The organism is Betaproteobacteria bacterium (assembly GCA_016709965.1).
Classification (GTDB): domain Bacteria; phylum Pseudomonadota; class Gammaproteobacteria; order Burkholderiales; family Rhodocyclaceae; genus Azonexus; species Azonexus amarohabitans.
In genome coordinates, this window is the sequence record JADJLT010000002.1 from 60174 (window position 1) to 74308 (window position 14135).

The following is a 14135-nucleotide window of genomic DNA, read 5'->3' on the forward strand; positions in this document are numbered from 1 at the left end:
TCCGTGCCATAACAAATTTATTGTTTTAAAACAATTAACTATATAGACTTTTGCATTATGCATAATCCAAATCGTAAAATTTCCCGACACATATTCTCTAAAACTTGAGATGACCCCGACCTTCATTCGGGTCGGGTCAGACAATTGCCGTAAATCCCATGAAAATTAAGGATAGTTTGCCTCCGGATAGAAGTACTGAATAATCGTCAGAAACAACAACGGGTTGCTGACTTCTATATATCCACATGGCAAGCAAGACTGGAAGTCGAGAGACCTGCAGCACAATGCCCAACAGGTGCCCAAGAAAATTTAATTTTCGCGGTCAACCGGAAAAAACAGCCAAATTTGGAACTTTCGCGAGACCTAACAATCCGCAAAAAAAGACCCCGGAATTACTTCCGGGGCAAACCGAGGTTGCTGCTGAGAGAGATTGTTTGCATTCGCCGGGCTGACTTGGCGAGCGATTTTCGGTCAGGCGTAGGTCGGGGCGAAGGCGGCTTCTGGATTGGCGGCCGGGCCCTTGTCGGTCCAGTACGGGGAAAGCTTGCGCAGCTGGGCAACGATGGGCGGAACGGCGGCAATCACACGGTCGATTTCGGCTTCGGTGTTGTATACCGACAGCGAGAAACGGATCGTTCCGTGCGCCGCGGCGTAGGGGATGCCCATGGCGCGCATCACGTGCGAAGGCTCCAGCGAACCGGAGGTGCAGGCCGAACCTGAGCTACCGGCGATGCCCATCTTGTTCATCAGCAACAGGATGGCCTCGCCTTCGATATATTCGAAGGCAATGTTGCTGGTGTTCGGCAAGCGGTTGGCGACATCACCGGTCGGGAAGCAGTGGGTGATCTGGCTCAACAATCCATTTTCCAGCTTGTCGCGCAACCGGCGGACTTCGGTATTTTCCAATTCCATGTTGTTCAGGGCAAGTTCGCAAGCCATGCCGAGGCCGACGATGGACGCCGAATTTTCGGTACCGGCACGCCGACCACGTTCCTGATGGCCACCACGCAGTAGCGGACGGAAGCGGCAGCCACGACGCAGATAGAGCACGCCGATGCCCTTGGGGGCATGCAGCTTGTGGCCGGAGAGCGACAGCATGTCGATCTTGGTGCTCTTCAGGTCGATGGGAATCTTGCCGACGGCCTGTACGGCATCGGTGTGGAACATGATGCCCTTGGCCGAGGCCAGTTCGGCCATCTCGACCACCGGGAAGATGGTACCAGTCTCGTTGTTTGCCCACATGGCCGAGACGACGGCAACGCGATCGTTCAATAGGGACTTGTACTCGTCCATGTCGATGCGACCCTTCTTGTCCACTTTAAGCTTATGGACGATGTAGCCTTCCTTCTCCAGCCAGTCGCACAGGGTCAGGATGGCCGGATGCTCGACATTGGTGGTGATCACCGTGTTGCGATCCGGCTGGGCCTTGAGCGCCGAGAGGATGGCGGTCGAGTCGGACTCGGTGCCGCAGGAGGTGAAGATGATTTCCGAGTCATGCTCGGCGCCGAGCAGCGCCTGCACCTGGCTGCGTGCTTTTTTCAGGGCCTTGCCGACTTCGCTACCGAAAGCGTGAATCGACGAGGCGTTGCCGAAATGCTCGGTGAAGAAAGGGAGCATGGCTTGCACCACGGCGGGATCGCAGCGCGTGGTGGCATTGTTGTCCAGATAGATCGGTTCCATGGCGCTGTCCTTTTTGGGTCTCTGTTGGGGTTGGGAGATTTTCGAATTCGGCGACTTTTTCCGGTTGACCGTGGAAGTCGCCGTTCGGGGTGACGATCAGGCCTCGACCGGCATGTGCGACGAAGGGAGCACCTGGACCAGTTCACCCAGCGTTTCGATCATCTTCTGCTGGATACCGCCGAGGGTCGCCGCTTCCATCATGCAGCCGGAACAGGCGCCTTTCAGATGCACATAAATCTTCTTGCCCTGCACATCGGCCAGTTCGACATCGCCATGGTCGCGCTGCAGCATCGGACGGACCGACTCCAGCACTTCTTCGATCTTCTTGATCTTCTGGACCAGGGTCAGCTTGACTGAAGGCGGCTTCGGCGCTTCCGGCGTGGCCGGGCAAGCGGGCGGCGGCGAGACTTCACCGGGGCCGGACTGTTCCGCCTTGACCTTGGCCAGAATCTCCTCGATGCCTTCGTGACAAGCGGCGCAACCACCGCCGGCCTTGGTGTAGAAGGTCACTTCTTCGACCGTGTGCAGATCGTTGGCCTTGACCACATCCTCGATCATCACGGCATCGATGGCGAAGCACTTGCAAATCAGCGCACCCTCTTCATGATCATCGGACCACTCCTCGCCACGGTAGTTGGCGATGGCAGCCTGCAGGGCTTCACGGCCCATGACCGAGCAGTGCATCTTTTCCGGCGGCAGGCCATCGAGGTAATCGGCGATGTTCTGGTTCGACACTTCAAGCGCCTGATCGAGCGTCATGCCTTTGACCATCTCGGTCAAAGCCGACGACGAGGCGATGGCCGAACCGCAGCCAAAGGTCTGGAAATGCGCGTCAAGGATGATCTCGGTTTCCGGCTCGACCTTGAGCATCAGGCGCAACGCATCGCCGCACTGAATGGAACCGACGTCGCCGATACCGTTCGCTTCTTCCAGCGGGCCGGAATTGCGCGGGTTGAAGAAGTGCTCGCGAACCTTGTCAGAATATTCCCACATGTCCTTAGCTCCTTAGACCGAGAACGAAGAGCCGCAGGAACACTGGGCGCTGGCGTTAGGATTGTCGAATTTGAAACCGGTGTGGGTCAGTGTGTCGACGAAATCGACCGTGACGTTGTCGATCATCGGGAAGGTCATCGGATCGACCAGCAGCTTGACGCCCTCGACGTCCAGCTCCCAGTCATCGTCTGCCTTCTCGGCTTCCAGTTTCATACCGTATTGCAGGCCGGAACAACCGCCGCCCGAAATGGTCATGCGCAGCCCGATCACGGGCGTTTCGGAACCACGAATAAAGCGTTGAACAGCTTTGATGGCAGCGGGGGTCAGATTGATCATGGCGATTCTCCCAGAGTAGATGAGAGCTTCATTGCAAGCCCTGTGCCATGCTGAAAAACACGCTAAACAATTGAATTTATTTGATTGTTGCAGCACGGCGCATTGTCGTTTTTGCGACAATCAGCCAAGAACGTGTTCGTAAGCCCGCCGCAACAGGTTGCGCTCGACCTCGCTCAACTGACGCGATTCGGTAATGGCGATAAAACGGCTACGCGTCCGCTCCGCCGCTTCAAATGGCGGGTCAATGCCGACAAACGCCGCCAGCAACACCGGCACGTCACCGGCCGGCGTGTCGACCCACGCCTGAAAATCAGCCACCGGCTCGATGGCACCCTCCGGCAGGCCAAGCTGCACCTCAGCTTCGCGCACCGAGGCGGTCGGGTGAAACTGTATCTTCGGCGAATACGCTTCTTCATGCAGCGCCGACAATGCCGGCAATGGCGTAAACGCGACGACACCCGAACTAAGGCAAAGGAAGCGCAATCGACCGCTGGTGGACTGCTTGTGAATCAGGATCAGTCGGGGCTGCACCGTCGTCATCTACTTCAGGTATTCGGCAATGACCGCTTCGCCGCGCAATTGCGGCGCTCGACCCCAAATTTGCACGGAATCGACATAGCTGTCCGCCTTGTCCGGATGCGGCAAAAGCACCTGATATTCGGCAAAGATCCGCCCATCCGGGAAAAAAGTGGCCTTGCCGAATCGCTCCTTGCCGCGCCAGTAAGCCAGCACGCTGACCTCCTGCGAAAACGGATCGGTCGTCTCTTCGAAGACGGCATCGGACCACAGCGGCTCGTTGCCGATCGACAGGCCAAGCTTTTCGACCTGGCCGCGCAAGGCGGCACAGACGGCCTCGCCGTGCGCGGAATCAGGCGGCTTCGGCATTGTCAGGCAGGTGCGTAGGTGTAGCAATCCTTCGGGCAAACCCGCCCACAGGAGCCGCAACCAATGCAGTCGGATGGATTGGCCAGCGACATCACCATCATGTTGTCATCTTCATCGTCACTGTCATCATCCAGCTCGCGCTCGACCAGATCGAGCACGTTACGCGGACAGACCTTGTAGCAGCGACCGCAACCGATGCACTTGGACTGATCCAGTTCGATGGCGAATTGCGGCGTCCATTCGGTGCCACCCTTGGTAAGTCCGGTAATCATGCTGGTTGTCCTTTCTGCGCTTTGGCCAGACGGGCGCTGGCGTCCGCCCACGCCTGACAGGCGTCGTAGGTCGATTGAGCGATGCCAGGGATTTCGAGAAAGGCCGCCGGCAGGCGGTCTTCCACGAGATCGTGCATCTGCGAGGCCCATTCGGAAGCGATGCGCTTCAACTTTTTCACTTCCTTGTCGAGGGCGGCGATTTCTTCGTCAGTCATCTTGCCTCCCACCCCTTACAGGCCGGCGACGGCCGAATTCTGGCCGATGCGCTCAATGGCGACGCCGAGAATCTTGTCCGCTTCGTCCTTCATCTTCGAGAGGCTGGCAAAACCGAAGCGATGCACGTCGCGCAAGGTACGATCGACAGCGACCAGCTTTCCGACGGTGATCAACGCACGACCAAAACCTTCATGCGTCAGATGTACCAGCGGCACGGCCAGCAGCTTGCATTCCTTTTCGATGAGCACGGCGATGGCGTTGTAGAAGGCCTTGACGCGCGAAATCGTTTCGTCGTCCGGATCGCCGATCAACGGAATGGTCGCCTTGCGCTCCTTGGTCAGCACATAGGGATCGAGAATCTTTTCGACACTCCAGCCCTGATAGGTGCCATAGGTGTCCAGCGCGCGCATCTGGCGGGCCATCTCCTTGACGAAATCGGTCTGGAGGATGGGGTCGGCAGCAATGGCTTCAGTCATGATGTTACTCCTTGGGGAATGCGTGAGATTGATTGGAAATCGGGATGAGTTGCGGGGCCGGCATCAGGCCGGGGATCAAGCCGATCACCACGCGGGCAATGGCCAGCGCAGCGAGGAACCCGGCAATGGCGCCGAGAGCGGTACCACCATCGCCACCCTCCAGCGTTGCACCTGCCCAGGCCCCCAGCAGCATGGCAAAGGCTGGAAAGAGGTAGCCGAGCAAGGCAGAGAGCGTCAGTCGGCTTTCCGGCAGGGCGATAGTGACCAGATCGCCCGCCTTGAGATGGGGCGTGGCCGGCAGGGTCAGCAGGGTGGCGGCACGGCCACTGGCCATCTTGCCGATGCCACAGCTGGCGCCCTGACCGCAGGAAGAACAGCCGCCGGTTTCCATGACCACGATGGCTTTACTGCCTTCAATGCGCTGAACGACGCCACGATGTTCGATCATTCCCGGGGTCATCCCTGCCACCCCTCTTCTTCCATGCTGGCAAACCTGTCTTCTGCCCGGGCCTTAGCTTGTGCCGCAATGGCCCGGTCGATCCAGGCGACACCGCCATCGCTCATGGCTTTCGAAATCTCGGCCAAAAGCTCGTCGACCGAATCAACCTCGTTGATCCTGATCGGCTGGACACCCTTGGTCATCAGCTTCTTGATCGCCGAAGCGCCGATCGCCATGACATAGACCGCAGCACAGCCATCGAGAAAATCGACCTTGGCGGTGAGCTTGTCGTCGTTGCCATCCATCGCCTCTTCGGCAAATTCGCCAACACCGACCAGCGTGGCCTTGTCGGGCGTCACCTCATAAATCACGAAGCCCTCGGCGGCACCGAAGTGCTGGTTGACCCGGGTTCGGTCGGTCGAAGCGAAGGCAACCTTGATCACGGCGCTGGGCTCCTGCTTAATGGACCAGACCAGCTGCAGACGACGAGATGACATGTTGCTCACCGGGGCGGCAGTCGTCGCGTGACGCTGTCCAGTAGATTGATCGATAGGGTTCGAGTTCATGGTGTTGGCTCATCATCAAATTGGCGAGATCAAACAAGGCTTGCCGCGTACCACGGTAGCCCACCCAGGTGCGGGCATAACCGCCCACGTGGTCGTACTGAGGGAAGCCGGCACGCATCAGCGGCAGGCCGAGTCTTTGAGCGGTTTCGGCGGCGTGGGAATTGGCCATGATGAATTGCGCCTCGTTCGCTCTCGCCTCCTTCTCCATGTCTTCCAGATCGCCGATGATGACTTTGGCTATCTGCAGTCTGGTCAGGCTTTCATGCTTGTGCGGGCTGACCGCACTGACAATCTCGGCCCCCATGCCCACCAGAAAGCGAACCTGCATGCCGAGCAGATCGGGATCTGCCGCCAGCGCGACGCGGGCGAAGCCGATCATGAAATGGCAATCAACCATGGCGTCCTGCAACTGCGCGCGATGGCGTTCGATCTTTTCGGGTACGGGATTTCCGGAGATTTCAGCCAGGACCTGAGTGAATGCATCGCAATCATCCAGCCCCATCAACCCGTCAAAGTGGTAATCCGGGACGCCAGTGCGTGCCTTCAACAGATTGGCGGCCTTGTGCAGCGAGGGACCAACCACCAGTGTTGCAGACGACTCGCCCATGATCTCGATTTCAGAGCGTGGCGTACCGCCCAGCGTCAGCGATGACGTTTCAGCATCGACCAGATGGCCATCCAGCGAATCGCCGATATCCGGCACGACGATGGCGCGCAGGCCGAACGCCTCGACCCACTCCTTGATCGCCTCGATATCGCCCGGCGTCAGCATGGCTGAAGCCAGTACATTGACCTGCTTTGGCCGCTTGCCGACGCAACTGCTTTCCGGCACCAGCGTATCGATCAGCGATTCAATGGCCAGCGCGTATCCGCTTTCCAGACAGCCAACGTAGTCCGGCGTATTGACCGGCACCACGGCAACGTGGGCAAATTCGGGATGGGCCGCTCGAAAGTCACGCACCGAGCGCCGGATGTCCGTCCCTTGTGTTTCGGAAAGACCCGTGGTCACCAGCCCGATGATGTCCGGCTTGCTCTTGTCCGAGAGAGTACAGAGCGCCTCGATTACGTTGTCGTCGGCGCCCATGATGCTCGACACCTGATCCATTGCCGTCGTTTGCAGCGGGATCGGCTCGCGAAAATGGCGCACGAAAAAAACCTTGCCGAAAGCCGTGCAACCCTGCGAACCATGCATCAGCGGCAGACAGCGATTGAGCCCGAGAAAGGCGAGCGAAGCCCCAATCGGCTGGCTCACCTTGAGCGGATTGACCGCCAGCGCTTTCTTGGAATGGACGATTTCTGCCATGTTGTTCCCCTAGGCCGCCAGCACAGTGCCGGGACCGCTTTGTTTGGCCCATGGCGCCGGCTTGCGCACGGCAGCCCAGACCGGGCTTTCCATGGACAACGCCAGCTGGCGAGCCAACTCAACCATGCCGTCGTAGCCGGCGTAGCCGAATTCGCGCTCCTGATTGATATCGAGGAAGGGAATGCGCGCCTTCAGCGCCGTGTAGAGATTGCGACCACCGGCGATCAGGATGTCAGCCTTGTATTCGTGATAGGTCGAAAGCAAGGCTTTCGGGCTGCCGTCATCAATCATCTTGGTGTCGTCGCCCATCAGTTCGCGGATGCGTGCCTTGTCTTCTTCGGTCGATTTTTTTGTACCGGTCGCCACCACCTTCATGCCCAGGTCCTGCAAGGCAGAAACGATGGACCACGACTTGACGCCGCCGGTGTAGAGCAGTACCCGCTTGCCACGCAGGCGGTCACGCCAGGGCTCCAGCGCCGCATGCGACTTGGCTTCCTCACGGGCGATCACTGCCTCGGTACGTGCGCTCAGATCCGGATCGCCGATCAAACGGGCAAAATCGCGCAGCGCGTTGGAGACATCCTCCACCCCGTAAAAACTGCCTTCGAAGTATGGAATGCCGAAGTTGTCTTCCATCTTGCGCGCCACATTGAGCAGCGCTTTGGCACAGACGACCATATTGACCTTGGCCCGGTGCATGGTCTGCACTTCATGAAAGCGCGAATCACCGGACAAGGTGCAAAGAATGCGCAAGCCCAGTTCATCGAACAAGGGGGCGACATGCCAGAACTCACCGGCAATGTTGTATTCGCCGATCAGGTTGACATCGTATGTCGGCAAGCCGTCAGCCCGTGGCAAAACGGGCGCCGGCTCGGCCGTGCCGATCACATGATTGAACATCGCTTCACCGGCCAGTCGGTTGCCGAGATTTTTGGTGCCATAGAAGCCTGCAGCATCGACCGGGACCACCGGCGTACCCCAGCGTTCCGTGGCCGCCCGGCACACTGCACCGACATCGTCACCGATCAGCGCGGTCACGCAGGTGTTGTAAATGAAGACAGCGGCAGGCGAATAACTGTCGATGGCCTGCTTGATGGCGTGGAACAGACGTTTTTCACCACGCCCCATCACCACATCGGTTTCCGAGAGATCAGTCGTCATCCCTATCCGATAAAGTGTTACGCCCGAGGAACGCGTACCACGGTTATCCCAGGACGACCCGGCACAGGCAATCGGACCGTGCACAATATGCGCAACATCGGCTATCGGCAGCAGTGCAATCTGAGCGCCATCGAAGGAACAGCCACCCGCCGTCGCGCCCGGCTTGGGCTTGGCGCAACCGGACTTTTCCTTCTTGTTGTGAGTACAGGCCGGCTCATCGAGCAAGGCCTGGATTTCGCTGGCTTTCATGCTGTTCTCCAGAGGTCTGGATAGCAATGAGCAAGACGGGTGCCACCTATAATTCATTGTTTTATATAGACAATTTTTTAATAAAAATTGTCTGAAACACGACAAACCATGATATTCCGTACATTTCGAGCCGTCCAGCAATACAGCAGCCCCCTTAAATCGACAAACTTCAGGTCAAATTCTTGGGACTACGCGGGAAGTTGCGGATAATCTTCAAGCTATTCCTTGGTCGTTCAACAATTGGTTTGAGATGACTATTCGCAAGCGTTACTCACTTCGTACAAGTCTGTTGATGGTGGTTGCCGCCTGCATAGTTCCGGCGGTCGTGATTAGTGCCAGCCTGATTTACAAGCAATATCAGATGCGCCAGGAGCAACTGGATCAGACCACCCTCTTGCTGGCTCGAAAGGTCGTTGCGGACCTCGACCGGGAACTCGCTTCAATCGAGTCGGCGCTGAAGATTCTTGCGACGTCCCAGAATTTGGCGCTGGGCAATTTCAAAAGTTTCTACCAACAAGCCCGCGACGCCCTGGCGCCAGGAATCGTCTATAACTTCATTCTGACCGATCCCAACGGCGCTCAAATATTGAATACGCTGCGCCCCTACGGCACCCCGCTGCCAAAAGCCGGGACACCGCCAGAACTTCAGGCCGTTTTTTCAACACGAAAAACCATCCTCACCGGTCTCTTCATCGGCCCGGTAACCGGAACACATTTAATTGCCATGGGCGTGCCGGTGCTCGTCGGTGACGAAGTCAAATACAGTCTGAACATCGGTCTCGCACCAAGCAAAATCAATGAAATCCTGGGCAAGCAAGCGTTCGCCGACGGGTGGCTGATCGCCGTACTTGATCAAAATGGCACGATCGTTGGTCGCTCGCGCGACGCAGCACGATTTATCGGACAAAAGCCCGTGCCTGAGATTTTTGCTGCCATCCAGCACCGTCAGGAAGGAAAGCTGAAAACCATGACGAAGGAAGAGATTCCTGTGGTTGCTTCATTTTCAAAGTCCGACATCTGGCATTGGACCGTCGTCATCGGGGCGCCCGACTCTAGTTTGCACGATGACCTTTCCTCAACGATCGCAGCGGTTATTGTTGCCACAGCGCTAGCAATTGCGCTGGGTGTCTCAGTTGCCCTGGGCCTTGCCTCGCGAATCCTCTCATCAGTCCGCGGCTTGAACAAGGCGGCGGCCAAATTGGGCGACGGGACGCCCATCGAATTGCCGGCCATTTTGCTCAAGGAGGCCGATGCAGTAGGTGAAGCCATTGTCAAAGCGGCCAACTCGATTGAGGAAGTCAAATTTCTCGCTCAGCATGACTCATTAACCGGGCTGGCAAACCGCCGATTCTTCGATCAGTTCGCCGTACAACAGCTGGCATTGGCGAAGCGCCACAATAGCCATTTTGCGGTGATCGCCATTGATCTGGATGGGTTCAAGCAGGTCAATGACCAGCACGGGCACCAGGTCGGCGACGAAGTACTGAAAATTGCGGCCGAGCGCCTGACCAATGCCATTCGAAGTTCCGATGTCGCCTCAAGAATTGGCGGCGATGAATTTCTGATCCTCCTTTGTGACGGCGAGTCAGCACTGGCCATAGAAACAGCCTTGCGGATTGTCGACATACTCGCCAAACCCTATCCGGGCGTTCAACCCCCCGTTTCGGCGAGTGCCGGCCTGGCCATCTATCCGCAACATGGTGACACGCTGATCAAGATCATCTCCCAGGCAGATCACGCCCTGTACCGAGCCAAGGCCAAGGGCAAAAATCGCGCCGAACTGGCCACGCCGAATCCAGATAGCGCATCATCAGCATAGATTGGATGGGTCTCCGGCGCGCGAATCTCCTTCCGGCATGTCGTGGCTGGCTGATTGTGAACACATTGGCCAAAAAACAACTTTCGAACGCCATGCCGAGCTTCTAGACTGAAGGCATGAAGGGGCTGCCCGGCCCTGCCGACTACCCGAGGGAGGCTAACATGCGTTCTGTACTGTTACCGGTTGACGGCTCCAAACACGCCCTTGCTGCCGCATGGTATTTGATTGAATTTGTAAAAGTGCATGGGTTGATTGACATTCATGTCGCCAATATCGAACCCGAACCGCTCCAATGGCAAACGCACGGACTTGAACAGGAAGCGATTCAGGAGCAGCTGACTACCCGTGGCGCCATGTCGATGCAGCCGGTGATCGATACATTTGCCCAAGCGGGCATCAAGTGTCACACCTACGTCAAATTTGGCGACCCCGCCCACACCATCGTGGCGCTGGCCAATGAAATCGGATGCGATACCATCGTCATGGGCACCCGCGGACTGGGCGGTCTGGCCGCATTGGCGCTCGGCTCGGTGACCAGAAAGGTCCTTCATCTAAGCCGACTGCCGGTTATCTGTATTCAGGCTGGCGAGCACTGAACGGCGCACCGGCGAAGAATTTTCAATTTTCCCTGTTTTTTCCGGTTGACCGTGGCAAACGGAATCTTCCCGCCGAAGTGTGCGCCGACGGGAAGATGAATTGCCAGAAACCCTTAATGCTGGGTAACCGGCACAGGCACCGAAGCTTCGACGTGAACCGGCGCAGCAACCTTCTTGTGTCCCGGATCAGGGTGCCAGCCAAGGACTGCCATCATCACCATGAAACCGGTGACATAGGCAACGGGTACGTGCCAGCCATTCTTGACCCATTGCACGGCCGATTTTGCCTCCGGATACATATTCGACAGCGCGACGCCTGCCGACGAGCCAAACCACAACATCGAGCCGCCGAAACCGACCGAATAGGCCAGCACGCTCCAGTCGTAACCACCTTGGCGCAACGCCAGCGCCGTCAGCGGAATATTGTCGAAAACCGCCGAGATAAAGCCCAGGGCCAGCGCTGAAATCCAGGAGGCCTGTGGCAACTGCTCAACAGGCATCATTGAGGCGCAGAGTACCAGCGAGAGCAGGAAGATGGAGCCCTTGATGGTTTCCGGCATCAGTTCCCAGTCATGCCGACGAACCGGGATGGTCAGGATGATGGCCAGCCAGACCGCCACGCCGATGAAGGGGAAATGTTCAGCGAGTTCTGGAAATTTCAGGTTGATGGTGACGTTGGTACCAACCGCAAACACCAGCATCAGGCCGACGATGAAAATCCGGCCCCAATCAACATGCGTGTGTTGGTGAGCATTCTTGATGATTGGCGAATAAGCATGTTGCTGCTTGGCTGCAAAATAACCGACGACCAGTAGCGCCACAAATGCCGCCACGTAGGCATCCAGGACCACCATCGGACTAATGCCATCGATCCACATCATCGTCGTGGTCGTATCACCGACCACTGAACCGGAACCACCTGCATTGGAGGCGGCAACAATGGCTGCCAGATAACCGACATGGACGCGCGCCTTGAACAACTGGTGAGCCATGGCACCACCGATCAGTGCTGCTGCGATGTTGTCGAGAAAGCTGGAAAGCACGAAAACCATGACCAGCATCAGGAAAGCGCCTTTCCAGTCATCCGGCAGGTATTTCGGCAAGATGACCGGCACGTGGCTCTTTTCAAAATGCCGGGCCAGCAAAGCAAAGCCGGTAAGCAGACAGAACAGGTTGGCCACTGTGACCCATTCATGCCCCAGATGCCCCATGAAGCCAGCCACCCCGAGTCCGGTCTTGAAGCCGGTGAAAAATATCTTGTACAGACTAATCGTAAAAAGTCCGGTCAGCGCGACATAGAGGGTCGCGTGGTGAAACAGCGCCACGCCAAGCAAGGTCAACCCAAAAAAGATGAAGTCGAGGGGAATTCCGCCGACAGAAGGTACTGAATCGGCGGCAAACGCGGCAGCCGGCAGTAAAAGTAGCAATGGCAAAAATCGGTACATGGGTGTTCTCGAAGTAATGAAATCTTTGTGGCGCGATGCCGGGCACAAGCAGTCTGACAGCGCGCAGCGGCCATGCCGGTTGGCATTGTCGACGCTACGCAGCGAGTTATCAACCCGGATGTTCCCGAAGTCGCTTAATCGTCAGCGATATCCTTGCGCGGTACTGTTTCCGGATCGGCGATGATGCCCCGGTAGATTTCCACCCGGTCACCCGGCTTCAGGGCGGCATCAAGCTTGACCAGGCGGCCGAAAACACCCACTTTTTGCGCTGTCAGATCGATGTGAGGAAACTGCCGGAGAATGCCCGAGCGTTCAATGCCATCGGCAACGGTCGATTCGTCGGGCACTTCAATATTGAGCCAGATTTGCTGGCCGGGTTCCGAATACGCGACACCAATCTGCATTTTATTTCTCCTCAAGCCGGTACAAGGTCGGGTTTTTCAGCGCCACGTTCTTGCATGCGCTGCTCCATCACCCGCTTGCCAGCCAGCAGGAAGCCGAGAACAGCAAACCCGCCGGGCGGCAGAATCATCAGCAAGGCGCCACCGTAACCTGGCAATTTCATTTCAAGAAAAGCGAATGATGGGCCGAGCAGGTTCGATGCCTGTGCAAACAAGGTGCCCGCACCCAAAAATTCTCGAATCAGGCCGATCAGCGTCAGGGCACCGGTAAACCCGAGCCCCATGGCCAAACCATCAACCGCCGAGGCGACGACGCCATTCTTGACGGCAAATGCCTCGGCCCGCCCGAGAATCGCGCAATTGACCACAATCAGTGCGATGAACAGGCCGAGCACCTTGTAGAGATCGTGCATCCACGCATTCATCGCCATGTCGACCACGGTGACGAGCGTCGCAATCAGGACGACGAAGAGCGGGATACGCACTTGCGAACTGACGGTATGACGAATCATCGACACCAGGATATTGGAAACAACCAGCACTGCCGTCGTCGCCAGCCCCATGCCCAGGCCGTTGGTGCCACTGGTGGTCACCGCCATGGTCGGACACATCGCCAGAAGCTGTGCAAAAACCACGTTGTTCTCCCAAAGCCCTTCCTTCACGATGCTGCCGTAGTTGTCGCTCATCATCAGCCTCCCAGAATTTCCGTGCGATGTTCGGTGAAAAAGTTCATGCCGCCCTTGACCGCCTTGACCACGGCCCGCGGCGTGATGGTGGCGCCGGCAAACTGGTCGAAGACGCCACCATCTTTTTTGACCGCCCATTGATCAGGAGCCGGGTCGCCCAGCGATTTGCCGGCGAAACTCTTCACCCATGGATCCTTCCTGACGTCTATCCGGTCCCCCAGACCCGGCGTTTCACTGTGTTTAAGGACACGCACACCCAGCGACTTTCCCTCGCTATCGACCGCCATCAGCACCTGAATATCGGCGGCATAACCGCGCTCGACAACCCTGAACAAGGCAGCCTTGACCACCCCTTTCTGCCGCGCCCGATAGATCGTGATGGCTTTCCCGTCATTTTCGAGGTTCACCGTATCCTTAAGAAAGTCGTTGTCTGCCATGCCTTCAGGCAGCACCTCAGACAGTGAATCGCGCAGATCCTTGGCTTCGGCAGCGGCGATTGCGTCGCCGGTGGCGCTGGAAGCCAGCGCCAGCGCGCCACTGGCGAGCAAGGCTATGGCGCCGAGCAACAAGGGTTGATAACCGATCTTTTCGCGTATGGCTTCAAGATTCATC

At 57.5% G+C, this 14135-nt stretch carries 18 protein-coding genes; 2 read left to right on the plus strand and 16 right to left on the minus strand.

Annotated features, from left to right (window positions below; genetic code table 11):
- Positions 1–471: 471 nt before the first annotated feature.
- From nifS to nifE, 12 genes are all read right to left on the minus strand, one after another.
- The gene (nifS, locus tag IPJ12_11630; protein ID MBK7647789.1) at positions 472–1680 is read right to left on the minus strand and encodes a cysteine desulfurase NifS; all 1209 of its coding nucleotides are present in this window, start codon (positions 1678–1680) and stop codon (positions 472–474) included.
- Positions 1681–1776: 96 nt separating this feature from the next.
- Positions 1777–2673, minus strand: coding sequence for a Fe-S cluster assembly protein NifU (nifU, locus tag IPJ12_11635; GenBank protein MBK7647790.1), 897 nt, complete (start codon positions 2671–2673; stop codon positions 1777–1779).
- A gap of 12 nt (positions 2674–2685) precedes the next feature.
- Positions 2686–3009 carry an iron-sulfur cluster assembly accessory protein gene (locus IPJ12_11640; GenBank protein ID MBK7647791.1) on the minus strand — a complete coding sequence of 108 codons (324 nt, stop codon included), beginning with the start codon at positions 3007–3009 and terminating at the stop codon, positions 2686–2688.
- Between the two features lie 120 nt (positions 3010–3129).
- Positions 3130–3549, minus strand: a complete 420-nt coding sequence (locus IPJ12_11645; protein ID MBK7647792.1) for a hypothetical protein — start codon at positions 3547–3549, stop codon at positions 3130–3132.
- Positions 3550–3894 carry a hypothetical protein gene (locus IPJ12_11650; protein MBK7647793.1) on the minus strand — a complete coding sequence of 115 codons (345 nt, stop codon included), beginning with the start codon at positions 3892–3894 and terminating at the stop codon, positions 3550–3552.
- 2 nt (positions 3895–3896) lie between these two features.
- A complete protein-coding gene (fdxB, locus tag IPJ12_11655) occupies positions 3897–4166 on the minus strand; it encodes a ferredoxin III, nif-specific (GenBank protein MBK7647794.1) in 270 nt (89 codons plus the stop codon).
- Positions 4163–4381 carry a hypothetical protein gene (locus tag IPJ12_11660; protein ID MBK7647795.1) on the minus strand — a complete coding sequence of 73 codons (219 nt, stop codon included), beginning with the start codon at positions 4379–4381 and terminating at the stop codon, positions 4163–4165. Before IPJ12_11660 ends, fdxB begins: the two co-directional genes overlap by 4 nt.
- 15 nt (positions 4382–4396) lie before the next feature.
- Positions 4397–4858 carry a NifX-associated nitrogen fixation protein gene (locus tag IPJ12_11665; GenBank protein MBK7647796.1) on the minus strand — a complete coding sequence of 154 codons (462 nt, stop codon included), beginning with the start codon at positions 4856–4858 and terminating at the stop codon, positions 4397–4399.
- Positions 4859–4862: 4 nt separating this feature from the next.
- Positions 4863–5318, minus strand: coding sequence for a SoxR reducing system RseC family protein (locus tag IPJ12_11670; protein ID MBK7647797.1), 456 nt, complete (start codon positions 5316–5318; stop codon positions 4863–4865).
- The gene (locus IPJ12_11675) at positions 5315–5794 is read right to left on the minus strand and encodes a nitrogen fixation protein NifX (GenBank protein MBK7647798.1); all 480 of its coding nucleotides are present in this window, start codon (positions 5792–5794) and stop codon (positions 5315–5317) included. The genes IPJ12_11670 and IPJ12_11675 overlap by 4 nt, the downstream gene beginning before the upstream one ends.
- A complete protein-coding gene (nifN, locus tag IPJ12_11680) occupies positions 5757–7166 on the minus strand; it encodes a nitrogenase iron-molybdenum cofactor biosynthesis protein NifN (GenBank protein MBK7647799.1) in 1410 nt (469 codons plus the stop codon). Before nifN ends, IPJ12_11675 begins: the two co-directional genes overlap by 38 nt.
- A gap of 9 nt (positions 7167–7175) precedes the next feature.
- Positions 7176–8576 carry a nitrogenase iron-molybdenum cofactor biosynthesis protein NifE gene (gene nifE, locus IPJ12_11685; GenBank protein MBK7647800.1) on the minus strand — a complete coding sequence of 467 codons (1401 nt, stop codon included), beginning with the start codon at positions 8574–8576 and terminating at the stop codon, positions 7176–7178.
- Between the two features lie 250 nt (positions 8577–8826).
- Between nifE and IPJ12_11690 the strand changes: the two genes are divergently transcribed.
- Both IPJ12_11690 and IPJ12_11695 read left to right on the plus strand, forming a co-directional pair.
- Complete coding sequence (locus IPJ12_11690; protein MBK7647801.1) at positions 8827–10395, plus strand: GGDEF domain-containing protein; 1569 nt, start codon at positions 8827–8829, stop codon at positions 10393–10395.
- Positions 10396–10556: 161 nt separating this feature from the next.
- Positions 10557–10991, plus strand: coding sequence for a universal stress protein (locus IPJ12_11695; GenBank protein MBK7647802.1), 435 nt, complete (start codon positions 10557–10559; stop codon positions 10989–10991).
- Positions 10992–11104: 113 nt separating this feature from the next.
- On the opposite strand, the gene IPJ12_11700 is transcribed toward IPJ12_11695, so the two are convergent.
- From IPJ12_11700 to rsxG, 4 genes are all read right to left on the minus strand, one after another.
- Positions 11105–12358: a citrate transporter gene (locus IPJ12_11700; GenBank protein MBK7647803.1), complete on the minus strand. Its 1254-nt coding sequence runs from the start codon at positions 12356–12358 to the stop codon at positions 11105–11107.
- Between the two features lie 212 nt (positions 12359–12570).
- On the minus strand, positions 12571–12840 hold the full coding sequence (locus IPJ12_11705; GenBank protein ID MBK7647804.1) for an RnfH family protein: 270 nt from the start codon (positions 12838–12840) through the stop codon (positions 12571–12573).
- A gap of 11 nt (positions 12841–12851) precedes the next feature.
- Positions 12852–13523, minus strand: coding sequence for an electron transport complex subunit E (locus tag IPJ12_11710; protein MBK7647805.1), 672 nt, complete (start codon positions 13521–13523; stop codon positions 12852–12854).
- Between the two features lie 2 nt (positions 13524–13525).
- Positions 13526–14134, minus strand: coding sequence for an electron transport complex subunit RsxG (rsxG, locus tag IPJ12_11715; protein ID MBK7647806.1), 609 nt, complete (start codon positions 14132–14134; stop codon positions 13526–13528).
- Between the last annotated feature and the right edge of the window lies 1 nt (position 14135).

Bases quoted from the DNA above. Each gene is read 5' to 3' on its own strand.
- nifS (MBK7647789.1), bottom strand. From the start codon at position 1,680: ATGGAACCGATCTATCTGGACAACAATGCCACCACGCGCTGCGATCCC.
- nifU (MBK7647790.1), bottom strand. From the start codon at position 2,673: ATGTGGGAATATTCTGACAAGGTTCGCGAGCACTTCTTCAACCCGCGC.
- IPJ12_11640 (MBK7647791.1), bottom strand. From the start codon at position 3,009: ATGATCAATCTGACCCCCGCTGCCATCAAAGCTGTTCAACGCTTTATT.
- IPJ12_11645 (MBK7647792.1), bottom strand. From the start codon at position 3,549: ATGACGACGGTGCAGCCCCGACTGATCCTGATTCACAAGCAGTCCACC.
- IPJ12_11650 (MBK7647793.1), bottom strand. From the start codon at position 3,894: ATGCCGAAGCCGCCTGATTCCGCGCACGGCGAGGCCGTCTGTGCCGCC.
- fdxB (MBK7647794.1), bottom strand. From the start codon at position 4,166: ATGATTACCGGACTTACCAAGGGTGGCACCGAATGGACGCCGCAATTC.
- IPJ12_11660 (MBK7647795.1), bottom strand. From the start codon at position 4,381: ATGACTGACGAAGAAATCGCCGCCCTCGACAAGGAAGTGAAAAAGTTG.
- IPJ12_11665 (MBK7647796.1), bottom strand. From the start codon at position 4,858: ATGACTGAAGCCATTGCTGCCGACCCCATCCTCCAGACCGATTTCGTC.
- IPJ12_11670 (MBK7647797.1), bottom strand. From the start codon at position 5,318: ATGACCCCGGGAATGATCGAACATCGTGGCGTCGTTCAGCGCATTGAA.
- IPJ12_11675 (MBK7647798.1), bottom strand. From the start codon at position 5,794: ATGTCATCTCGTCGTCTGCAGCTGGTCTGGTCCATTAAGCAGGAGCCC.
- nifN (MBK7647799.1), bottom strand. From the start codon at position 7,166: ATGGCAGAAATCGTCCATTCCAAGAAAGCGCTGGCGGTCAATCCGCTC.
- nifE (MBK7647800.1), bottom strand. From the start codon at position 8,576: ATGAAAGCCAGCGAAATCCAGGCCTTGCTCGATGAGCCGGCCTGTACT.
- IPJ12_11690 (MBK7647801.1), top strand. From the start codon at position 8,827: ATGACTATTCGCAAGCGTTACTCACTTCGTACAAGTCTGTTGATGGTG.
- IPJ12_11695 (MBK7647802.1), top strand. From the start codon at position 10,557: ATGCGTTCTGTACTGTTACCGGTTGACGGCTCCAAACACGCCCTTGCT.
- IPJ12_11705 (MBK7647804.1), bottom strand. From the start codon at position 12,840: ATGCAGATTGGTGTCGCGTATTCGGAACCCGGCCAGCAAATCTGGCTC.
- IPJ12_11710 (MBK7647805.1), bottom strand. From the start codon at position 13,523: ATGAGCGACAACTACGGCAGCATCGTGAAGGAAGGGCTTTGGGAGAAC.
- rsxG (MBK7647806.1), bottom strand. From the start codon at position 14,134: ATGAATCTTGAAGCCATACGCGAAAAGATCGGTTATCAACCCTTGTTG.